Source organism: Parapedobacter sp. (genome assembly GCF_035556095.1).
GTDB lineage: Bacteria > Bacteroidota > Bacteroidia > Sphingobacteriales > Sphingobacteriaceae > Parapedobacter.
The window spans coordinates 68,620-89,370 of record NZ_DATMFT010000007.1 but is presented as its reverse complement, the minus strand read 5'-3'; the positions used below and the strand labels follow the sequence as shown (position 1 = coordinate 89,370).

19 protein-coding genes are annotated in these 20,751 nt (G+C 48.6%); 12 read left to right on the top strand and 7 right to left on the bottom strand.

The genetic code is table 11. The annotated features are described in order from the left end of the window. Window positions 1-3: 3 nt before the first annotated feature. Window positions 4-423, bottom strand: a complete 420-nt coding sequence (locus VNQ80_RS04060; protein ID WP_325636176.1) for a hypothetical protein — start codon at window positions 421-423, stop codon at window positions 4-6. 313 nt (window positions 424-736) lie between these two features. Between VNQ80_RS04060 and VNQ80_RS04055 the strand changes: the two genes are divergently transcribed. The 7 genes from VNQ80_RS04055 (at window position 737) to VNQ80_RS04025 (ending at window position 7,983) form a co-directional block, all read left to right on the top strand. Further along, complete coding sequence (locus VNQ80_RS04055; protein ID WP_325636175.1) at window positions 737-1,558, top strand: hypothetical protein; 822 nt, start codon at window positions 737-739, stop codon at window positions 1,556-1,558. 164 nt (window positions 1,559-1,722) lie between these two features. Beyond that, window positions 1,723-2,943 carry an MFS transporter gene (locus VNQ80_RS04050; RefSeq protein ID WP_325636174.1) on the top strand — a complete coding sequence of 407 codons (1,221 nt, stop codon included), beginning with the start codon at window positions 1,723-1,725 and terminating at the stop codon, window positions 2,941-2,943. A gap of 141 nt (window positions 2,944-3,084) precedes the next feature. Then, window positions 3,085-4,110, top strand: a complete 1,026-nt coding sequence (locus VNQ80_RS04045; protein WP_325636173.1) for a LacI family DNA-binding transcriptional regulator — start codon at window positions 3,085-3,087, stop codon at window positions 4,108-4,110. A gap of 56 nt (window positions 4,111-4,166) precedes the next feature. Further along, a complete protein-coding gene (locus tag VNQ80_RS04040) occupies window positions 4,167-5,357 on the top strand; it encodes a cellulase family glycosylhydrolase (RefSeq protein ID WP_325636172.1) in 1,191 nt (396 codons plus the stop codon). Between the two features lie 81 nt (window positions 5,358-5,438). Next, window positions 5,439-6,173: an FKBP-type peptidyl-prolyl cis-trans isomerase gene (locus VNQ80_RS04035; protein ID WP_325636171.1), complete on the top strand. Its 735-nt coding sequence runs from the start codon at window positions 5,439-5,441 to the stop codon at window positions 6,171-6,173. Then, window positions 6,170-7,066, top strand: coding sequence for an aldo/keto reductase (locus tag VNQ80_RS04030; protein WP_325636170.1), 897 nt, complete (start codon window positions 6,170-6,172; stop codon window positions 7,064-7,066). The genes VNQ80_RS04035 and VNQ80_RS04030 overlap by 4 nt, the downstream gene beginning before the upstream one ends. 71 nt (window positions 7,067-7,137) lie before the next feature. Then, complete coding sequence (locus VNQ80_RS04025; RefSeq protein ID WP_325636169.1) at window positions 7,138-7,983, top strand: sugar phosphate isomerase/epimerase; 846 nt, start codon at window positions 7,138-7,140, stop codon at window positions 7,981-7,983. 62 nt (window positions 7,984-8,045) lie between these two features. On the opposite strand, the gene VNQ80_RS04020 is transcribed toward VNQ80_RS04025, so the two are convergent. Together VNQ80_RS04020 and trpS are read right to left on the bottom strand one after the other, a co-directional pair. After that, on the bottom strand, window positions 8,046-8,660 hold the full coding sequence (locus tag VNQ80_RS04020) for a deoxynucleoside kinase (RefSeq protein WP_325636168.1): 615 nt from the start codon (window positions 8,658-8,660) through the stop codon (window positions 8,046-8,048). A 78-nt stretch (window positions 8,661-8,738) separates the two neighbouring features. After that, window positions 8,739-9,734, bottom strand: coding sequence for a tryptophan--tRNA ligase (gene trpS / locus VNQ80_RS04015; RefSeq protein WP_325636167.1), 996 nt, complete (start codon window positions 9,732-9,734; stop codon window positions 8,739-8,741). 156 nt (window positions 9,735-9,890) lie between these two features. On the opposite strand from trpS, the gene VNQ80_RS04010 reads away from it, so the two are divergent. Beyond that, on the top strand, window positions 9,891-10,991 hold the full coding sequence (locus tag VNQ80_RS04010) for an acyl-CoA desaturase (protein WP_325636166.1): 1,101 nt from the start codon (window positions 9,891-9,893) through the stop codon (window positions 10,989-10,991). On the opposite strand, the gene mazG is transcribed toward VNQ80_RS04010, so the two are convergent. The 3 genes from mazG to clpB all read right to left on the bottom strand — a co-directional run bounded on the left by mazG (window position 10,986) and on the right by clpB (window position 17,177). Next, a complete protein-coding gene (mazG, locus tag VNQ80_RS04005; protein WP_325636165.1) occupies window positions 10,986-11,789 on the bottom strand; it encodes a nucleoside triphosphate pyrophosphohydrolase in 804 nt (267 codons plus the stop codon). The two genes, VNQ80_RS04010 and mazG, sit on opposite strands and share 6 nt — an antisense overlap. A gap of 130 nt (window positions 11,790-11,919) precedes the next feature. Beyond that, on the bottom strand, window positions 11,920-14,442 hold the full coding sequence (locus VNQ80_RS04000; protein ID WP_325636164.1) for an ATP-binding protein: 2,523 nt from the start codon (window positions 14,440-14,442) through the stop codon (window positions 11,920-11,922). 143 nt (window positions 14,443-14,585) lie between these two features. Then, a complete protein-coding gene (clpB, locus tag VNQ80_RS03995) occupies window positions 14,586-17,177 on the bottom strand; it encodes an ATP-dependent chaperone ClpB (protein WP_325636163.1) in 2,592 nt (863 codons plus the stop codon). A 203-nt stretch (window positions 17,178-17,380) separates the two neighbouring features. Here clpB and VNQ80_RS03990 point away from each other — a divergent pair, with 203 nt between their 5' ends. Together VNQ80_RS03990 and VNQ80_RS03985 are read left to right on the top strand one after the other, a co-directional pair. Further along, window positions 17,381-17,719 carry a PadR family transcriptional regulator gene (locus VNQ80_RS03990; protein WP_325636162.1) on the top strand — a complete coding sequence of 113 codons (339 nt, stop codon included), beginning with the start codon at window positions 17,381-17,383 and terminating at the stop codon, window positions 17,717-17,719. After that, window positions 17,716-18,399, top strand: a complete 684-nt coding sequence (locus VNQ80_RS03985) for a hypothetical protein (protein ID WP_325636161.1) — start codon at window positions 17,716-17,718, stop codon at window positions 18,397-18,399. Before VNQ80_RS03990 ends, VNQ80_RS03985 begins: the two co-directional genes overlap by 4 nt. A 99-nt stretch (window positions 18,400-18,498) precedes the next feature. Here VNQ80_RS03985 and VNQ80_RS03980 read toward each other — a convergent pair whose 3' ends face one another. Then, the gene (locus VNQ80_RS03980) at window positions 18,499-19,209 is read right to left on the bottom strand and encodes a TIGR00730 family Rossman fold protein (protein ID WP_325636160.1); all 711 of its coding nucleotides are present in this window, start codon (window positions 19,207-19,209) and stop codon (window positions 18,499-18,501) included. A 116-nt stretch (window positions 19,210-19,325) separates the two neighbouring features. Here VNQ80_RS03980 and recR point away from each other — a divergent pair, with 116 nt between their 5' ends. Both recR and VNQ80_RS03970 read left to right on the top strand, forming a co-directional pair. Next, window positions 19,326-19,940 carry a recombination mediator RecR gene (gene recR, locus VNQ80_RS03975; protein WP_325636159.1) on the top strand — a complete coding sequence of 205 codons (615 nt, stop codon included), beginning with the start codon at window positions 19,326-19,328 and terminating at the stop codon, window positions 19,938-19,940. After that, window positions 19,921-20,742 carry an SDR family oxidoreductase gene (locus VNQ80_RS03970; protein ID WP_325636158.1) on the top strand — a complete coding sequence of 274 codons (822 nt, stop codon included), beginning with the start codon at window positions 19,921-19,923 and terminating at the stop codon, window positions 20,740-20,742. Before recR ends, VNQ80_RS03970 begins: the two co-directional genes overlap by 20 nt. The last annotated feature ends 9 nt before the right edge of the window (window positions 20,743-20,751 follow it).

The following is a 20,751-nucleotide window of genomic DNA, read 5'->3' as shown; positions in this document are numbered from 1 at the left end:
TTTTTATGGAATGTAATCCGCTTCCGAAAGGGTAATCTTCACTTTTATAGCCCGATCGGGAATGGGGACTTCAAAATCAGGATCGAAGATAGGGTCTTCCGCATAGATCGTAACGAATCCAGTCGTATAATTGACAGAATAAGCGGTACCCATAATCGTGGCCGGTAGAATATTGTATGACGTTTCGTTATCCACGCTGATCGAAACGCTTACTACCCCCTGGTCTACATAGTAATCGGTCAATTCGGGCAGATCAATATCGTAATAGATTTGATTGACAACGCCTTCGTCCCAGTCCCAATCCGCTGTTGAGATGTTGTAAATGAACGTTTTGCTAGGCGGGGGGCTATAATACTCTTTGGTACATGAAGTAAGTCCTGCTACTCCAACAAGACCGATGGCAAGGGTAAGATACGTTTTCATACGGGTTTGCTTTGCATGATTAATCCTGTTTGCTATTCCTTTTATTATATGACATCCAATGGTGCCTGAAAGTTTAAAGTAAATAGCAATAACTGCTCCAAGAAAAACTAGTTAGGATTTTGGTAGGCAAAAAAATACCCAGTACTGGGTATTTTTTCGAGAATGAGGTTTGGTTAGGTTTGCAGTGATTTACCACTTTAAGACTTTTAGAAGAGAAAATGAACGTGAGGTCGCAACGCGATTTAATAAAACCTTCAATCTACAACTACCCCAACAACTGAATCAAATAACGTTTAAACCATATCAATTAATCATGAAAAAGCAATTACTAGTATTGGCCGTATTATTGGCTACCGTTACCTGGTCTTATGGTCAGATTACGAAAAATGACACCAAACTCAGCCGGGGCTATCTACGTTTGGGGTTCAGTAATTTTGGACAGGAACTGAAGGACGACTTTTCCAATTTTTCCGTTAACGACGGGGGGGCGTTCGACCACGAAGCGTCCATGTTGGCTAACCTGACGAATGGTCGCTATGGAGCGAAGCGCGGCTATGTGTTTGAGTTCGGGCGGAATTATTATTTTAACAAAACAAGCCTATTGCCGTTATTTCCTACTAAAATCGGGATAGACTGGACACAGCTTTCGCTTACTTATAACGAATTGGATTGGAGTAACATCATCGAAAGGGATAGAGCTGCGGGATATGAGGTGGAGGAGATGGATTTTTTCGCTGCATCGGTGTCTTCTAAACTTGGGCCGGTGATTTCCGTTAATCTTATCGATAAATTGGTCGTTGACGTTCGGGCACAGCTGGCCGCAACCTATTTCGTGGGGTGGTTGGATTACTATGCTTACAACGATGAGGACGAACGGTATTTCACATTTATGCCCGAGAAAGATGTCGACGAAGAAGAAGGGGGGCTCGGCGAATTCACCAAATTGGGTAAATTCGGGTTTAAACAAAATTACGGTGCCACGGTGCGCTATGGTGGCATCGGTTTATCGTTAGACTATTTTCCCGGTTCATTCAAATATGAGTATGAAACCAGTGAAGGTAATGGTGAGGTGCAGTCGGGCAAAGAGAAATTCAAGAACAACATGTTTCAGATCAAGCTGAGTTTGACGTTATAAGGGGTCAGGCTACAGGCCTGATGATCGACCTACGCGACGACCGGGGTGAATATCATTGCACCCCGGTTTTTTTATCTATGCCCCACGTGTAGTGGTTTGTTGCAAATTGATGAGTTTGCGCATCGATAATATGATTAGCTTTGCACGAAATTCATTTTGTGTATATGGGCACCGAGAAATCCACCGTCAATAAGCACGTATCTGCCACCATTTATCCCGTACTGTTCGCATTGAGTTTTTCACACTTGCTCAATGACACCATACAGTCTCTCATACCTGCGATTTATCCAATAGTAAAGGATTCGTTCCATTTGAGCTTCTCGCAAATCGGCGTAATTACTTTGGTGTTCCAACTATCGTCTTCCCTTTTGCAACCGTTGGTCGGTATTATTACAGATACCAAACCGTACCCTTATGCCCTGCCCGTTGGTATGGGGTTTAGCCTCACCGGGTTGATTATGATGGCGCTAGCGCCCAATTACCGATGGATATTGGTTGCTGTCGCATTCGTGGGTGCTGGGTCGTCGGTTTTCCATCCAGAGGCATCTCGGATGGCTTATGCAGCGTCGGGTGGTCGGCGGGGTTTTGCCCAATCACTCTTCCAAGTTGGGGGCAATGCAGGTAGCGCCATCGGTCCGCTATTAGCCGCGATGCTTATTGCACCCTTTGGGCAGTTCCACGTTATTTGGTTTTCCGTGGCGGCACTTACCGCCATCATTATACTTTATCGCATTGGCAAATGGTATAAACCGAAATCCATCCGTAATTACATCCTTCGAAAAAATAAGACCAAAGCAGTTGTACAGCGCACATTGCCCCGTAAGACGGTAGTCGGTTCCATTGTGGTACTGTTGGTGCTGATTTTTTCCAAGTATTTTTATTTTGCCAGCCTCACCAGCTACTACACGTTTTACCTCATGCACAAATTTGATGTGTCCGTGCAGCAATCGCAGATTTACCTGTTTATATTCCTTTTCGCCGTGGCCGCGGGTACCATGATCGGTGGCCCCGTAGGCGATCGAATCGGCCGTAAATACGTCATTTGGTTATCAATCTTGGGGGCATCACCCTTCACGTTGGCGCTGCCATACGCCAACTTATTTTGGACAATCGTCCTTTCGTTTGTCATCGGTGTGATCATCGCATCGGCATTTGCCGCCATTTTGGTCTATGCCCAAGAACTGTTGCCCGGCAATGTCGGGATGGTATCGGGGTTGTTTTTCGGGTTTGCATTTGGGATGGGGGGTATTGGCTCTGCGGTACTCGGCAAGGTAGCCGATAGCCAAGGGATTGACTATGTATATCACATCTGCTCCTTCTTGCCGCTCATCGGGGTCGTGGCTGCATTGCTTCCGAACTTAAGGAAAGTGCCCGGTAATGCGTAACGCGCTGTAAGAAAGCCGGACTAAATATACGCTACACGTCTCCGAAAAAAATAAAACCCATTTGCAATAAAAAAATAACTAATATTGCACTGTTAACGTAAACCGTTAACCAAATCCAATGTAATCCATAATTAAGCTGGTTTGAGGCCGTCATTGAAACATATCGCCAAACATTTGGGTCTCTCAAAGACTACGGTGTCTTGGGTGCTTTCTGGCCAGGCAAAGCAGAAGAACATCAGCGAGGCTACGGCCGCGCGGGTGCTGGCATACGCTGCATCACTGCATTACCAACCCAATATGCTTGCTCAGAGCCTCAATACGGGCGAAACCAAGATCATTGGCTTGATATTGCCGTCGATTTCAGATACATTTTATTCGGAAGTGGCTAGGGAAATCGAATCAAGGGCACGGGACGAAGGCTATTCGCTCATGATAAGTAGTTCGGAATCCGATATCAATCGGGAAGACGAGATCATCCGGCTATTCAAAGCTAAGCGCGTGGATGGGATTATCTTGGTGCCCACAAAACAGTCGGAGGTAGAAGTGCAGCGGCTAATCGAGGAGGGATACCCGCTGACTACGATAGATCGCTATTTTCCGGAGCTGAATGCAAGCTACATCATCATCAATAACAGGGATAGTTGTTATATGCTGGCTAAGCACTTGGTTAACAGCGGGTGTAAAAAAATAGCGTTGCTGACAACTAATTCCTATCTCACAATAATGAGTCAGCGTCGTGAAGGGGTAGAGGATGCATTGCGAGAATCTGGCCTGCAAGTGGATCCGAGGCTATATGGCGAAGTTGATTTCGCGGGTTATGAAAAAGATGTTCGTCGGGTGCTGAACAATATTTTTGCCGAGGTGCCCGATGTGGATGGTTTCTTTTTTACCACCCACATCTTGGCGCTGGAGGCGTTCGAGTATTTTTATGAAAAAGGGATAAAGACGGATTTTGAAATGGCATGTATCCATGACGTTCCCATCTTTAAAGTACTAGCCCCACAGATCAATGTTGCACGTATGCCGGTCGGAGAAATTGGCAAAGCGGCGGTGAATTCCCTGATTGAGCAGATGCAGCATGCAAAGGCAAAATCCAGAACGTGGTATCCATATGAACCCAAACGGGTCATTTTGCCCTGCTCGCTGCAGCTACATAGTCGATTTTAACTAGTTTGTTAAGATAAAAAGGACCGGAGACAAGTGAAACCACAAAGGAAATGTTTATGAAATGGATAGGAATCAGCTTACTATTTCTGTTTATAATGGGGGGCGGCTCGTGCAGTAATAGTAATCATTACCCAGGTCTTTCCGTATCCAAAGCGGGCGAACTGTTGCTAAATGGCGAACCGTACCAAGCCATCGGCGTCAATTACTTCAATGCGTTTATCCGCACGCTTGACGACGGGCAACAAAGTGATACGTCGTATCGGGCCGGATTGGCATACCTTCGGGAGCGCAATATCCCGTTTATCCGGTTTGCTGTAAACGGCTATTGGCCGAAAAACTGGCATCTTTATTTGAATACCCCTGATGATTATTTCAAGCAATTGGACGCATTCGTAGCAGCAGCGGAAGCGTTTGGTATTGGGCTGATTCCTTCGTTTTTCTGGCATACACCCACCGTACCCGACTTAGTGGGTGAATCGGTAAATCAGTGGGGAAACACGGATAGCAAAACGCACGAACTCATGCGGAAATTTATCCGTGAGGTGGTCGTGCGATACCGGGATTCACCGGCGATTTGGGGCTGGGAACAAGGTAACGAGGTGAATCTGCTCGTTGACCTGCCCGGAGATGATGATAACCTGCCGCCCATTGTTCCGGAACTCGGTACGCCTGCCAAACGATCGAAAGAGGATAAGCTATATACGGCCGATCTTTTGGTGATGATGCAGGCGTTTGCCAAGGAAGTACGTAAATATGACGAAACCCGGATCGTGATTACCGGCAATGCGGTTCAGCGACCGGCAGCAAGGAATCTTTGGAAAAACCAAAGTTGGGCGGCAGATACCCGAGCCGAGTTTATCGAGATGCTGGGCATACAGCATCCCGATCTAATCGATGTGCTTAGCAGCCACGTGTATCCCGGATCCGCTGAAGAAGGGTATTTTTCTGATGGCGAAGTTGGGGTGGATGGTTTGATCCGTGCCAGCATGGCGGCGGCAGCTGCGCTTAAAAAGCCGTTATTCCTCGGCGAGTGGGGCGCCCAGGAAGTGAAGTATGGCACAGAAACGCGAGATAAATTCATGGAAATCTTGAAAGCTATTGAAGATAACCGGGTGCCGCTCTCGGCCATGTGGGTATTTGATTACCCGCCGCATGATAACGAAGAGGGAATCAATGTTTCGCCGGATAATGGTCGACGGGAATACATGCTGCAGGAGATCATGAAGGTTAATGAGCGGATGCAATAACGAGAAATGGATACTTGCATATATGTGCGAGTTTATCTAAGTTTGGTGCGCTACTCTAATTGTATTTAGCGATTTTCCAATATGAAGTTTTTAAATTTAAGCACCGTATGTGCCCTGTTGATGACCGTCGGATATGCAAACGCGCAGCAGGATCGTGGTGAAGGTGTGTTGATGTTGTCAGACCGCGCGGATTCGGTTGCGTATGCATTTGGTGCTTCGGTGGCACGCGACCTAAAACGTACGGGGCTGGAGACCATCAATGCCAAGGTGCTTGCCCAAGCTATCGCCGATATATTCGCGGGAAAGGAAAGCCCATTCGAAGAGACTGAGGAACACGAGTTGATTATGCAGACGATTTCCTCGGCCCGTGAGAAAATGGATGGCCGGAAGCGTGATGAGGCCCATGCATTCATGGAAAGTAATAAAGCGCGGTCGGGTGTCACAACCACCGTTTCCGGCCTCCAGTACGAAGTAATCCGAGAAGGAACGGGTGAAAGGCCTACGCTTGCCGATACGGTAACGGTGCATTATAAAGGGCAACTGATCGACGGCCACGTCTTCGATAGTTCTTATGATCGCGGTGAACCAGCTACATTTCCGCTTGGACGGGTCATATCAGGATGGCAAGAGGGGTTGCAGCTGATGCCGGTAGGTGCACATTATCGGATTTACGTACCTTATGAGCTCGGCTACGGCGAGCGGGGTGCCGGGCAGGATATCCCGCCATATAGCCCATTGATTTTTGATGTAGAACTGGTTTCGATACAACCTGCTGTCAACGCACCCGTAGCAGTGGAAGCAGACCAAGCAAAATGAACCGGTTAGGTAAATCGGATTTGTGGGTAAACCCTGTAGCATTCGGCTGCATGTCGTTGGGTGAGAACGCTGCTGTCTATGCTGACCTGTTGCGTAAGGCGGTGGATGGTGGCATCAATTATTTCGACACGGCCGACCTCTACCAAAAAGGGCTTAATGAACTGTATGTCGGGGAAGCGCTTAAACCAATCCGGAAGAAAGTTATCATTGCTACGAAAGTAGGCAACCAATGGCGACCCGACGGAAGCGGTTGGGATTGGAATCCGAGTAAGGCATATATCCTGAAGCACGTTGACCAAAGCCTGAGACGGCTAAAGACCGACTACATCGATTTATATCAATTGCACGGTGGAACAATCGATGATCCGATAGATGAAATCATCGAAGCGTTTGAGCAAATTAAGGAACAGGGGAAAATCCGTTGGTATGGGATTTCGTCCATCCGGCCGAATGTGATCCGTGAGTACGCCAAGCGCTCCAATATTGTCAGCGTAATGACGCAGTACAGTCTGTTGGACCATCGGCCCGAAGAAGCGACGCTTGACTTCCTCCACGAACATAACATAGGTGTGATTTGTCGGGGGGCGGTTGCCCAGGGATTACTGATCGGTAAAGCAGCCGACAGTTACCTGCAATACACCGATGGGGAGGTAGCCCGGGTAACGAAAGCCGTTGCGCAGGTTGCTGCTTACTTGGAAGTACCGCTACTAACGGTGGCACTTGCCTATGTATGGGGGCATCCGGCGGTTGCCACGGCAGCATTGGGGATACGCACCACGGCCCAGTTGGACGAGGCCATCGAGACATTGCGGCATGCCTTCCCGCTGCCGGATCACCACCGTGTGTTCCTTCGGCAGTCGGTCCGTTCGTTCCGATATGAAGCACATCGTTAGTAAGGGCGTCCATGTTTGCCTTCGGCGTTACGATTTTTGACCATTAACAAATTTAATTAGATAACATGAGCATGAAGTTAACACGAGTAATTCTCCTGGGCTTGGTAGCCTGGGGTTTAAGCATCACACCGGGAAGTGCACAGCAACAACCGGAGCGAAAGTTAGGATGGCACCTATCTGCCCAAACCTACAGCTTCAACCGGTTTACATTTTTTGAGGCAATAGATAAAACGCTCAGTGCCGGGCTTAATTCGGTGGAAGCCTATCCTGGACAGAAACTCGGCGGTGGGTTTGAAGGTAATATGGACTATAATATGGATGCAGCTAAGCGCAAAGCCATTCTGAAGGCCCTGAAGAAAAAGAAGGTGAAACTCTGCGCATTTGGTGTCGTAAATGGCAATAACGAAGAAGAATGGACACAAATTTTCGAATTTGCCAAGGCGATGGGTATTAAAGTAATCAATACGGAACCCAATGTAGCGTCTATGCCGTTGATTGGTCGCCTTGCAGACCAATATAAGATCAAGGTAGGCATCCATAATCACCCCCAGCCATCGCATTATTGGAACCCTCAAACAGTACTTGATGCAATCGCTGCAGCCAATAGTAAATACGTGGGTGGATGTGCCGATATTGGCCATTGGGTACGGTCCGGTTTGGATCCGGTGGAGAGCCTTAAGAAATATGAGGGGCATCTGGTCAGTTTACATTTCAAGGACTTGGAAGCAAAATCGCCTAATACCCATGATGTACATTGGGGCACGGGCGTGTGCAATGTGGAGGGTATAATTGCGGAATTAAAGCGGCAGGGGTTCAAAGGCAATATTTCTGCCGAGTATGAGCATAACTGGGAAGATAATGCAGGAGATGTGAAGCAAAGCGTCATCAATTTCAGGGAAATCCTGACAAGCCGTTAATGGTTTGGATGTGTGTAAATAACTTGCGAGCCGGAGGCAACTTGTCCCGGCCGCATGTTTTGTCAGAATAGTCCGAACAGTTCTGTCTCGATTTTTTGGACCACAAATCCTAGGTCCTCCGGATTGTTGGCAAAGTCGAGTTTATCCTTGTCGAGGATAAGCAATTTCCCTTCTTTATAATTCTTGATCCACTTCTCGTATTTTGCATTGAGCTTGGACAGGTAATCCAACCGGATGTTTGCTTCATACTCGCGGCCCCTCGTTTGGATATTTTCGACCAATGTGGGAACGGATGCCCTGAGATAAATCAATAAGTCGGGCGGCTTGATGTAAGAGACGATGCTTTCGAAGATGTTGCTGTAATTTTCGAAATCACGCGCACTCATCAACCCCATGTCATAGAGGTTCTCCGCGAAGATATATGCGTCTTCGTAAATCGTACGGTCTTGGATGATACGCGATTCTTGTTGCTGAAGCTTCACAATGTGGCGGAAGCGGCTGTTGAGGAAAAAAATCTGAAGGTTGAATGCCCATCGCTTCATGTCGCTATAAAAATCCTCTAAGTAAGGATTGTCATCCACGGCCTCAAACTGGGGTGCCCAGTTGAGGTGGTTGGCGAGTAGTTTGGTAAGTGTTGTCTTACCCGCGCCGATATTTCCTACAATGGCTATGTGCATGTCTTGAGTTGTAAGTCAAAAAGTAAAAGTCAACCGTCGCGAGTCAGTAGTCCGTCGCCTAATCGCTAGCGTCTGCTATCAGAACTTCTTGAAACCGATGATCTCGCGTACCTCTGCCAGGGTTTTCCGTGCACTTTCACGTGCTTTTTCGTTCCCTTGCCGAATCACTTTGCTAATATAACCGTTATCGTTTGAAATTTCAGCAATACGTGATCGGACAGATGCCGTGGCAGTAACCATATCTTCGGCCAGTTGCTTTTTGAGATCCCCATAGCGAATTTGGCAGGTATTGTACAGCTCATCGAAATGCTTCACGGTATCGGGCAAGGAAACTGCTTCGAGCAAGGTAAATAGATTCTGAATCACGTCGGGCTTCTGCTGGTTGGGTTCCGTAGGTCCACCATCGGTTACCGCGCGCATGACTTTTTTGCGGACCACTTCTGGCGCATCGGACAGGTAGACGGCGTTTGCTTCGCCTTCGGATTTACCCATTTTGCCTTTGCCATCCAGACCGGGTATCTTGACGAGTTGCTTGCTGAAGGAAAAGGCATGTGGCTCGATGAAATAATCGGTCTGGTAGAGCCGATTGAAGCGGTTTGCAAAGGTGCGTGTCATTTCCAGGTGTTGCTCCTGGTCTTTCCCTACGGGCACCTTTGTAGCGCGGTGTAATAGGATGTCGGCCGCCATCAATACCGGATATGTGAGAAGGCCTGCATTCACATTGTCTGGATTTGCCCGCACCTTGTCTTTGAATGATGTCGCCCGTTCCAGTTCGCCTAAGTAGCTATTCATGTTGAGGTAAAGGTATAGCTCCGTCACTTCGGGGACATCCGACTGGACATATATCGTAGCTACATCGGGGTCAATGCCAGCGGCGAGGTACTCCACTACCACTTGGCGTACATTCGCGTGTAAGTTTGCGGGGGTAGGGTGGGTGGTCAATGAGTGGAGATCCGCAATGAAAAAATAACAATTATGTTCGTGCTGCATCTGCACGAAGTTGGTCACTGCGCCATAATAGTTTCCCAAGTGTAATTTTCCGGTGCTGCGGATGCCGCTTACTACTGTTTCCATATTGCGTGCGAAAGTACGGATTTATTGCCGAATTTGGATGTGGAGTTAGTGGCTATTGGTCATTGCAGTGTCAATGTGGTAAATCATTTCCATGGTTTTGATGGTGGTTTATGGCGATTATCGCTACCTTTGCGAAGTCTAATTATTAAGTTGAGCATGGAAACATTGGTGAAACCTACTTATAAAAAACCTGGACCCGATGATTTCTTCAAGAAACTGCAGAAAGAGGTACAGCAAAAAGTGCTTGGCGACAAACGTATCCAACGGCGGAATGTGGTGAAGACCTATTTCCTGCTTTTCCTTTACGTAGGCCTCTATGCCTGTATTTTGCTGTTTGGCAATTCCACTCCGTTGCTGTTCCTGTGCTATATTTTCTTAGGCTTCTCCATGATTATGCTGTTTATCAACGCCTTCCACGATGCAGCCCATGGGTCGGTATTCAAGAAGCGCAAACATAACCAGCGCTTTATGTATGTGTTGGAACTATTCGGCAGCAACAGCTGGTTGTGGGCGAAGCGGCACAATGCGCTCCATCACCCGTATCCGAATATCCAGCATTGGGATACAGATATCAAACAGAGCGATCTGGTACGGATATTCCCGGATAGTGAATACCTGAATCAACACCGATACCAGCATATTTATATGTTTTTGCTCTATCCGTTGTATACGCTAAATTGGTTGTTTATACGTGATTTCAAGGATTTCTTCGGTACGAAAGACAATTATGTGAAACGTATCATGAAAATACCCAGGGTAGAATATTACAGGTTATTCGCCGCGAAGGCATTTAATCTTTTTTACCTTATCGGTATCCCCATTATGGTGCTGAGCCAGCCGTGGTACGTAGTGGTTCTAGGATGGTTATGCATGCATGTTTTCGGTAGTCTGTTGGGCGTCATCGCATTGATTTCGACCCACGTAGATGAGACGGCTGTCTTCCCACTGCCACCCGCCGACGGCAAGATGGGTGTGACCTGGGCTGAGCACCAAATGATGGTAACCAAAGATTTCAGTGCAGATAGCCCGCTGGCGAATTTCCTCTTTGGGGGCTTTACCCACCACGTGGCGCACCACTTGTTTCCGCATGTTGCCCATACATATTATCCATATATCACGCCCATTATCAAGCGGTATGCGAAGGAGTATAACCTGCCCTACACCTGTTATCCGGCTATCAAGGCAGTACGGTCGCATTTCGTGTTACTGAAAAAACAGGGTGCTGGCGAGAACATATTCCAGCACGGCGAACTATAGTCCTTTAGCTTCTTCCCAAAAGACGTCCATTTCTGCGAGCGTCATTTCCTTCAATTGCTTGCCGTGTTCTTTTGCCCGCGCCTCAAGGTGGTTGAACCGTTTAATAAACTTCTTGTTGGTTCGTTCCAGGGCATTTTCGGGATTAATGCCGATGAAGCGTGCATAATTGACCAGTGAGAAAAGGAGGTCGCCAAATTCTGCTTCCGCTTTTTCGGCATCGAGGGTTTCGTTGGCAGTCACGTCAAATTCTCGCTTGAATTCTTCCAACTCCTCCTCTACTTTCTGCCACACTTGGTGTTTTTCTTCCCAGTCGAAACCTACGCCCCGCACTTTATCCTGTATCCGATAGGCTTTAACCAGCGCGGGTAATGACCGCGGTACACCGGCGAGTACCGATTTGTTGCCTTCTTTGAGTTTGAGTTGTTCCCAATTCCGTTTAACGTCATCCTCGTTATCCAAGTCAACGTCACCGTAAATATGTGGGTGGCGTGAAATCAATTTCTCACATACAGCATTGAGTACGTCCACCACGTCAAAAGCCCCCTGTTCTTCGGCAATCCGAGCATAAAACACCAGGTGCATCATCAAGTCGCCCAGTTCTTTCTTCACTTCGTCGAGGTCGTTGTCCAATATCGCATCACCCAACTCATACATTTCTTCAATGCTGAGGTGGCGGAGCGTTTCCATGGTTTGTTTCCGATCCCATGGACACGCTGTGCGCAGCGTATGCAATACCGTTAGCAAACGCTCAAATGCTTTCGATGGTGTTAGCTGTGGTGGGGGTGGGGTGTGGGACATCGTTTTTTTGCCAAACTTAGATAAAGTTGCTTTTATATGCAAGCTTACAAAAAACAGCATATAAAACAAGCTTATCGATCTCTCATCTGCCGCCAAAGAACAGGCAACCCATTCGGCGGTGCTCACGGCTCTATGTTGCGGCTACCGGAGCGGGTGCGTATATCTGCAATTGCTGTGAGAAGGCTTCCACCGCCTCAATCGCTTTTTTCAATTCGGCAGGCTCGGGCAGTTCGCCGCTCCGCGCATCGATTTCCATTTTCCGGAAGCGAAAAGCGATTTCATCACCGCCGACCTGCGCGGTACGTCCGGCGATGCGGTGGAGCAATAATTCCACATCAGCTAACTGGCTTTTGTTGTAGTGTGCTTTCAGCGCGGTGATGTCCGATGCCGTATCCCTCAGATAGTGATCAATGATATTGCGGACTTGTTCTTCGTCGTCTAACGCTATGTGCCGGATGGCTGATACCTGCGAGCGGTTATTTTGTTCTGGGCGTAAAAGCGGTGAGATGCCAAGCAAGCGGAGTAAATCTGCTTCCTTGAAAGGTTTGAGTAGCAAACCATCGAATCCCTCTGCAAGGATTTGCTCTTGTTCTTCGGGGAGCACCTGTGCGGTACAGGCGTAGATGTTTACGCCTTTCGAATCGATTTTCCGACGCAGTTCACGGTTCAGTTGCGTGCCATCCATTTCCGGCATCCGGATATCCATCAGGATGGTTTTTACAGTAGGGTCCCATGGCGCATCCAAAACGGTCCTAGGCGAATTGAAGCAACGGTAGGTCACGCCGTATTTGTTTAGTATGTTTTGGCATAGTGCTAAAATGAGCCTGTCGTCATCGACAATCCAAACGCTGCCCTCAACAGGTGTGGGCGGGTTTTCCTGTTGCTGGCTGTTGATGTCTGGAAGCGGTTTTTCAACGGTTTTAAGCGGTAAATTCACCTTGAATACCGAGCCAACGCCTTTTTTGCTCTCGACACGTATCTGTCCACCCATGCTCTCACAGATGGTTTTTACGATGCTTAGCCCCAATCCACTGCCGAAGTGGACACCTGAATTGGCACTTTCGGATTGTTCGAAATCATCAAAAATACGTTCGAGATCGCCTTTTGGTATGCCTTTGCCGGTATCTTTCACAACGATATTCAGCTCGGTCTTTTCGGTGTAAACCACCGTGCTGACGTCGAGTGCCACTTTTCCCTTGTCGGTGAATTTCACAGCATTACTCAACAAATTGAAAAGGATTTGTTTAATCCGGAATGCGTCGCCGAGAACATGACCGGACCCGAGAATCCGCATATTGAGTGCTAACTCCAGCCCTTTGGCTTGGGCTTGGGTTTTCATAACCGCAACTACATTGCTGATCAATCCCTCTACTGCGAACGGTTTTTCATTCAAGGTAATCTTGCCCGAAGTAATTCGGCTGTAGTCCAGGATTTCGTTGACAATCTGGAGCAGGTGCTCGGACGATTGGTAGATGGCGTCGATCTTCGCATCACCGGCAGGCTGTGTTTGCTTGAGCTGCTCCGAATAACCGATAATGGATTGGAGCGGTGTGCGCAACTCATGGCTCATATTAGCAAGGAAACGCTGCTTGGCCGCGGCGTGGTACTCCGCCTCCTCCTTCGCGGCCTCCAACGCCATGCGATCGGCATTGCTCCGGCGGATATCGGCTAATATCAAATAAACCATGATGGCGGTTATGAAGAAAAATGCGAGAATGATTCCGCCGATGCGCCATACGCTTTGACTCACTACCGCTTTGGCCTGCAGGTTATCCACCTCCATCTGTTGCATGGCCTCATTTTCTACCGAATGCAGGATACTGAGCATATTGCTGATAAGGGCATTGCTGGCTACGGTCAGTTCCATTTCGCGGTCAACGAACTGTTCGCGCTGTTGTCGCTGGAGTTGTTGGAAGCGCTGTACGGCACTGTCGATACGGGCCAATATGCTATCGGGTTGGGTAGCCCTGATGGTGTCGATAATGGTCTCCATCTCCTCCTCCACCATACGCCGTTCGGCGACGACCTGTTGTGGCTGTTCCGCGCGTTTCCTGCCAAAAACGCGGGAAAGGAAGCCGCGGTCGTCTTCTACTGGCGGGACGGCCACCGCACTGGTATCGCCGGCTATCGTTGTCGTGCGGCGTTTCCGTTCGGTGGTCACCACCTTGCTTTCCGTATTCGGTTCATAGATAACGTCGCTGAGCGATTGCAGTTGTTCGGAAAATTCTTTGCTGTCAACCACTTTCTCGCGCACCTTTACGTACGCGGTGAAGAGCTTGTCACGCTGGCGGAGCAGCGTTTTTATGGAGTCGATGCGCGACTGTTGCACGTCGCTGCCTTCATACAGTTGCTTCAGCGAATCGAGCGAACTGATAATCGCCGCCGACTCTTTGGAAAAGCTGCTGTAGGCAGTGTTGTTGCCAAAGGCCTGTGCGCGTTGCAGTTGGTCGAGACGCATGATGTCGCGCGAGATGCCACTCACGATTTCCAACTTGGGCTCCGGTGTGGTAATGCTTTCTACCGTGTCCATGATTTCGGTGAAAGCAACCCGGCTGATTACCCATGCTAATACCAGTGAAATTGCGCACGATAGGAAGACAAAGATGACTTTGCGCCGTACGCTACGTGTTGATTTTATGTCTCGGGTAGGCATGGATACTCCCTTACTTTTCAGTAAAGTTACCAAAAATTGTGCTAAAACAGTTATCGGCCACCAGCCTTTGGTTATCAGCTTTCCAGATAAGCTAATAACCGATAACTGATAACCGATAACTAATAACTGGCTGCGACAGCCGCTTACTGATTCAAAAACACGAATTTATTGTCAAACATGTCCAGTTTTACCTGGGCGTCCTTATCTATTTTCCCTGCGAGTATTTCTTTCGATAACTCGTTGAGGATGTGCTTCTGAATGACACGCTTGAGGGGCCGTGCACCAAATTGAGGGTCATAGCCCAGTTGTGCCAACCAATCGAGGGCCTCTTCACTTGCCGTAAGCTGTATGCCCATATCAGCGAGTTGCCGTTGCAGGTTTGCGAACTGCAGGTGCACGATTTTCCCCAGCTCCTCCCGGTTTAACGGCGTGAACATGATGATTTCGTCGATGCGGTTCAGAAATTCCGGCCGCATGGATTTCTGTAGCAGCTCAAATACCTCGTTTTGCGTTTTCGCCATCACCTCGTCATGGTTTTCATCCGTCAGGTTACTGAAGTTCTCCTGGATGAGGTGCGAGCCGATGTTGGACGTCATAATGATGATGGTATTCTTGAAATTCACAACCCGCCCTTTATTATCCGTGAGGTGTCCGTCGTCCAATACCTGTAAAAGAATATTGAAGACGTCGGGGTGTGCCTTTTCGATTTCATCGAGTAGGACCACCGCGTAAGGTCTACGCCGGACGGCTTCGGTAAGCTGGCCACCTTCGTCATAACCTACGTATCCCGGGGGCGCACCAATGAGGCGGGAAACGGCATGGCGTTCCTGGTATTCGCTCATGTCGATGCGGACCATGGAGTGCTCATCGTTGAATAGGAATGCTGCCAGGGCTTTAGCCAGTTCGGTTTTACCGACGCCGGTGGTACCGAGGAAAATGAACGATCCGATAGGGCGCCGCTCGTCGCTCAGTCCGGCACGCGACCGCCTGATGGCGTCCGAAATGGCCTCGATGGCCTCGTCTTGGCCGGCCACGCGTTTATGGAGTTCTTCTTCAAGGTGTAGCAGTTTTTCGCGCTCGCTTTGCACCATTTTCGAAACAGGCACACCTGTCCAGCGCGACACTACGCCGGCAATATCTTCTGCCGTTACTTCCTCTTTGAGCATGCGGCTGTCGGCCTGTTTTTCACCGAGCTCTTTTTTGAGTGTTTCCACCTTGTCTTGCGACTCTTTGATACGGCCATAGCGTATCTCGGCCACCCGGCCATAATCGCCGGCACGCTCCGCCTGATCGGCTTCGATTTTGTAATTCTCGATCTGTTCGAGCTCCTGGTTTATGCTGTCTACCAATGTCTTTTCACCCTGCCATGCTGCCCGCAGCGAGTCGCGTTCTGTGCTGAGGTTGGCGATTTCCTTGCTAAGCTCGTCGACCTTTTTGGTGTCTTTCTCGCGCTTAATAGCCTCGCGCTCAATTTCCAGCTGCATGATGCGGCGTTCTATCTCGTCTACTGCCTCCGGAACCGAATCCATTTCCAGCCGTAATTTTGACGCAGCCTCATCCATGAGGTCAATGGCCTTATCGGGTAAGAAACGGTCGGAAATATACCGCTGTGACAGTTCCACAGCTGCGATGATGGCCTCATCGAGTATGCGCACCTTGTGGTGCGTTTCGTAGCGTTCCTTCAATCCGCGCAGGATGGAAATGGCATCCTGCGTATCAGGTTCTTCCACCATCACTTTCTGGAACCGGCGTTCCAACGCTTTGTCTTTCTCGAAGTATTTTTGATATTCGTTGAGCGTGGTTGCGCCGATTGCGCGCAATTCGCCGCGCGCTAACGCAGGTTTGAGGATGTTAGCGGCATCCATGGCCCCCTCGCCGCCACCTGCGCCGATAAGGGTGTGGATTTCATCGATAAACAAGATGATTTCACCATCGCTTTGCGTCACTTCCTTCACCACCGCCTTGAGCCGTTCCTCGAATTCACCTTTATACTTCGCTCCGGCAATCAGTGCGCCCATATCGAGCGAAAAGACGGTTTTGGTCTTCAGGTTCTCGGGCACATCGCCTTTGATGATGCGGTGTGCAATGCCTTCGGCAATGGCCGTCTTTCCTACACCGGGTTCACCAACCAATATCGGGTTGTTTTTTGTTCGGCGTGAGAGGATTTGGATAACCCTGCGGATTTCATCGTCACGACCGATTACCGGGTCAAGTTTGCCCGATTCAGCGAAATCATTGAGGTTACGTGCATACTTGTTGAGCGCATTGTATGTGGCCTCGGCATTTTGGTCGGTTACCCGTGCGTTGCCGCGAAGGTCAGAGATGGCTTTTTTCAGATCTTTTTCCGTAATTCCCTGATCCTTAAGTAGCGATGCGGTTTTGTCGCCCGCATTGAGGATGCCCAGCAGGATATGCTCGATGGATACGAACTCATCTTTGAACTCCTTGAGATACGACTGGGCCTTCTGCAACGCCGTGTTAGCACTGGATGACAGGTAAATGTTGCTGCCGCTTACCTTGGGGAACGTGGCAATCTGTTTATCAAGTTCATCTTCCACGTGCTTCACGTTTACGTTCAGTTTCTTCAGGAGATGGCTCACCACGTTTTCATCCACCACCAGCAGTGCTTTCAACAGGTGCGCGGTTTCGATGGATTGTTGTTGATTGCCCACCGCAATTTCGGAAGCTTTCTGGACAGCTTCCTGTGCTTTGATTGTATAGTTGTTGAAATTCATGATCGTTAATTTATACCTGTGTAATCAAAACAAGTACCATCGATGATTTGATTGGTGAATCGGAAATTTTGTCTTACACTGTTTAAATGATGCTGAATAATTGTCTGGTGATTAGTGGATTATCCTGAAAAAATAGCAGGTCGTTGCCTTTTTTATTCATACAAAGTTTTCTTATGTATGTTTGAAAACTATATATTTGCTGTATGAGTTCGGCAAAACTACTAAAAGGGACCCTTCAAACCATTATTTTGAAGTTACTGGAAGACAACGACAAGATGTACGGATACGAGATCACCCAAAAGGTAAAGCAGTTGAGTCACGGGGAGTTCAAACTGACCGAAGGTGCTTTATATCCAGCGTTACATAAATTGGAAGCAGAAGGCTTATTGGAAACCCAAATGGAGGTGGTGGATGGTCGCGTGCGTAAATACTATGTGTTATCAACTCAGGGTAAAGGTGAAGTGAAGGAAAAAATGAGTGAGGCCGCTATTTTCATTGAAAAACTGCAATTGGTGTTAAGCCTTAAGCCTGTTGCATCATGAAACTGAATAAACAACAACTGGAATATATCCGGACTTTCGTCCGTCAGCAAGGCTTTACTGCGATCGATCTTCAGATAGAAATCATCGATCATGTGGCTTGCAGCATTGAAGAGAAATTGGGTGAAAATCCTGCGTTAACCTTTGAGGAGGCGCTGCAACAAACCCATGCTGCATTTGGTGTGTCTGGATTTGGTGAATTGAAGGCAGCGATGGCTAAATCGCTTCGAGAGAAATATTTTGGTCAAATGTCGCTGGAGTTGAAACGGTGGCTGTCTTTCCCTGCTGTGTTGGTGGTAGGAAGTTTCGCTATAATTTTATACCAGCTTTTTTTCCTTATTACCACATCTTGGCTATTTGTGATAACGGGTTTTGCGTATCTAGCTTTTTCGGTGGGGGCAGTCGCATATAGTCTATGGTTGCAACGCAAATATCATAAGCTGATGGCTATGCAATTCGCTAATCAATTTGTATTTCTACCCACTTTTCTCTTTTACGGTGGGGGAGGATGGTCGGCAATTTCTCATCAATTCACCCGTTATCCGGAAGAAGCCTGGGTCTACGCCTGTCTTTTCGCATGCCTTACCTTGTTTTTTACATTCCTTTTTGCAGCGTTTCTCCGGATCACGTCGTATGCAATCCGGAAGTGCCGAGCGCTTGAACGACATGAGCTCCTGTTTTAGCGGCATCGATGCTCATACCTAAAAAATGTTGCTAAATAGAGAATCTAATCAAGCGGCTAGGCACCTTTAGTTATTCTTCCGATCAAATCAAGATTCCGCTTAAAAATTCGGTTTGAGCAAATACTTGTCGTAAAACCGGAAGATGTGTTCTGCGGCTTCCTCGGCCGTATCCACCATCCGGTAGAGGTTAAGGTCCTCGGGGCTTATATTTCCTGCATCAAGCATGGTTCGTTTTACCCAGTCGATCAACCCGCCCCAGTAATCTTTGCCAACTAGGACGATGGGAAAACGAGCAATCTTGCCGGTTTGGATGAGCGTAATGGCTTCAAACAATTCGTCCATCGTGCCGAATCCGCCGGGGAGTACAATAAATCCCTGTGAATATTTCATGAACATCACCTTGCGAACGAAAAAGTAGTTGAATTGGAGGAGTTTGTCGCGATCGATGTAAGGGTTATGGAACTGCTCGAAAGGAAGCTCGATATTGATGCCCACGGACTTCCCACCAGCTTCGTAGGCACCCTTGTTGGCCGCTTCCATAATGCCCGGTCCGCCACCGGACACGACACCATAGCCCCGTTCGGTTAGTAGCCGGGCGATGTCTTCGGCGAGTTTATAATAGTTGTGGCCCTGAGCAGTACGTGCCGAACCGAACATGGACACACAGGGGCCTATCTTGGCGAGCTTCTCAAAGCCATCCACGAACTCGGCCATGATCTTGAAAATTTGCCATGAATCCTTGACTTTGATTTCCTGCCAGGTCTTGTTTTCGAAGGCCCGCATGATTTTATCTTCCCGTGTTCTTGCCATCGTTGGTGAATTTTGATTCGCTAATGTACTGTTTTTCCTTCGAAAGGGTGGAACGCGGATCGTGTTAGTCTGATGCAATTTTCGAAACTTTCCGACTAAAAAAGTATCTTTGTTTCATGAATTTTTCTTCCAAATTATTGGAACAGGCTGTGGCAGAGTTTGGCCGTCTGCCGGGCATAGGCCAAAAAACAGCGCTGCGGCTGGTGCTCCATCTGTTGAGGCAACCCGAAATCGAGGTATCGCGGTTTACGGAAGCCCTTGATCGGTTGAAACGGGAAATCAGGTATTGCACCACCTGTCACAATATTTCAGACACAGCAGTTTGCGAAATCTGTGCCTCGCACAAAAGGGATAGCGGATTGATATGCGTCGTGGAAGATACGCGCGATGTGATGGCGATTGAGAATACCGACCAATACCATGGCGTATACCATGTGCTTGGTGGGCTCATTTCGCCCATGGATGGGGTTGGCCCTTCGGATTTGCAGATCGACAGTTTAGTGAAGCGACTGGAAGCTGGGGGTGTGCATGAGGTAATCGTGGCCCTAAGTGCTACCATGGAAGGGGATACGACCATTTTTTACCTGTATAAGAAGCTCAAAGACTTTGGTGTGCAGATCAGCACCATTGCGAGGGGGATAGCCTTCGGAGGGGAATTGGAATATGTCGATGAAGTGACATTGGGTCGCTCCATCGCTACCCGGGTGCCTTATGAACGGAGCATTGCGTAATAAAACCGTTGTCATCACGGGAGCGTCGTCTGGCATCGGCTTAGCATGTGCAGACGCATTTGCCCAACAAGGTGCTAATTTGGTGTTGGGCGCACGCCGCTATGTGGATTTGTGTGCGCTGGCGCAGTCGTTGGAAAAAAGTCACGGTATCCGTGCAGTGGCGGTACAGTGTGATGTGGCCAATGAAGCGGATTGCCGCAGCCTTGTGCAGCAGGCATTGGCCACGTTCGGCGGTATTGATGTATTGGTCAACAATGCAGGTGTCAGCATGCGGGCGTTATTTGCGGATTTAGATTTGGCGGTGTTGCACCGGTTGATGGATGTCAACTTCTGGGGCACGGTCTATTGCACCAAATATGCGATGCCGGCGTTGCTGCGTAGTAAGGGCACGGTAGTGGCTGTGTCGTCCATTGCCGGCTATCGGGGATTGCCGGGCCGCACGGGGTATTCGGCCTCTAAGTTTGCCATCCATGGGTTTATGGAGTCGCTGCGGGTGGAAAATCTGAAAACTGGCCTGCATGCAATGGTTGCCTGCCCGGGGTTTACCGCTTCCGGTATCCGGGCGACTGCTTTGGACGCCGCTGGCGATGCGCATGGCGAAACCAGTATGGATGAAGGTAAGATGATGACTGCCGAAGAAGTGGCCCGCCGGATTGTGCAGGGCGTAATCAAGCGCAAGCGCACCCTGGTCATGACGCGGCAGGGCAAGTTCGCCGTGCTGATGAACAAGCTGCTGCCGGCATGGGTAGATAAGAAAGTGTACCAACTATTTGCCAAAGAAAAGAACCCGCTGGTTAAATGATGTGCAGAT

Excerpts from the sequence above, each read along its gene's own strand:
- VNQ80_RS04060 (WP_325636176.1), bottom strand. The coding sequence starts at position 423 with ATGAAAACGTATCTTACCCTTGCCATCGGTCTTGTTGGAGTAGCAGGA.
- VNQ80_RS04055 (WP_325636175.1), top strand. The coding sequence starts at position 737 with ATGAAAAAGCAATTACTAGTATTGGCCGTATTATTGGCTACCGTTACC.
- VNQ80_RS04050 (WP_325636174.1), top strand. The coding sequence starts at position 1,723 with ATGGGCACCGAGAAATCCACCGTCAATAAGCACGTATCTGCCACCATT.
- VNQ80_RS04040 (WP_325636172.1), top strand. The coding sequence starts at position 4,167 with ATGAAATGGATAGGAATCAGCTTACTATTTCTGTTTATAATGGGGGGC.
- VNQ80_RS04035 (WP_325636171.1), top strand. The coding sequence starts at position 5,439 with ATGAAGTTTTTAAATTTAAGCACCGTATGTGCCCTGTTGATGACCGTC.
- VNQ80_RS04030 (WP_325636170.1), top strand. The coding sequence starts at position 6,170 with ATGAACCGGTTAGGTAAATCGGATTTGTGGGTAAACCCTGTAGCATTC.
- VNQ80_RS04025 (WP_325636169.1), top strand. The coding sequence starts at position 7,138 with ATGAAGTTAACACGAGTAATTCTCCTGGGCTTGGTAGCCTGGGGTTTA.
- VNQ80_RS04020 (WP_325636168.1), bottom strand. The coding sequence starts at position 8,660 with ATGCACATAGCCATTGTAGGAAATATCGGCGCGGGTAAGACAACACTT.
- trpS (WP_325636167.1), bottom strand. The coding sequence starts at position 9,734 with ATGGAAACAGTAGTAAGCGGCATCCGCAGCACCGGAAAATTACACTTG.
- VNQ80_RS04010 (WP_325636166.1), top strand. The coding sequence starts at position 9,891 with ATGGAAACATTGGTGAAACCTACTTATAAAAAACCTGGACCCGATGAT.
- mazG (WP_325636165.1), bottom strand. The coding sequence starts at position 11,789 with ATGTCCCACACCCCACCCCCACCACAGCTAACACCATCGAAAGCATTT.
- VNQ80_RS04000 (WP_325636164.1), bottom strand. The coding sequence starts at position 14,442 with ATGCCTACCCGAGACATAAAATCAACACGTAGCGTACGGCGCAAAGTC.
- clpB (WP_325636163.1), bottom strand. The coding sequence starts at position 17,177 with ATGAATTTCAACAACTATACAATCAAAGCACAGGAAGCTGTCCAGAAA.
- VNQ80_RS03990 (WP_325636162.1), top strand. The coding sequence starts at position 17,381 with ATGAGTTCGGCAAAACTACTAAAAGGGACCCTTCAAACCATTATTTTG.
- VNQ80_RS03985 (WP_325636161.1), top strand. The coding sequence starts at position 17,716 with ATGAAACTGAATAAACAACAACTGGAATATATCCGGACTTTCGTCCGT.
- VNQ80_RS03980 (WP_325636160.1), bottom strand. The coding sequence starts at position 19,209 with ATGGCAAGAACACGGGAAGATAAAATCATGCGGGCCTTCGAAAACAAG.
- recR (WP_325636159.1), top strand. The coding sequence starts at position 19,326 with ATGAATTTTTCTTCCAAATTATTGGAACAGGCTGTGGCAGAGTTTGGC.
- VNQ80_RS03970 (WP_325636158.1), top strand. The coding sequence starts at position 19,921 with ATGAACGGAGCATTGCGTAATAAAACCGTTGTCATCACGGGAGCGTCG.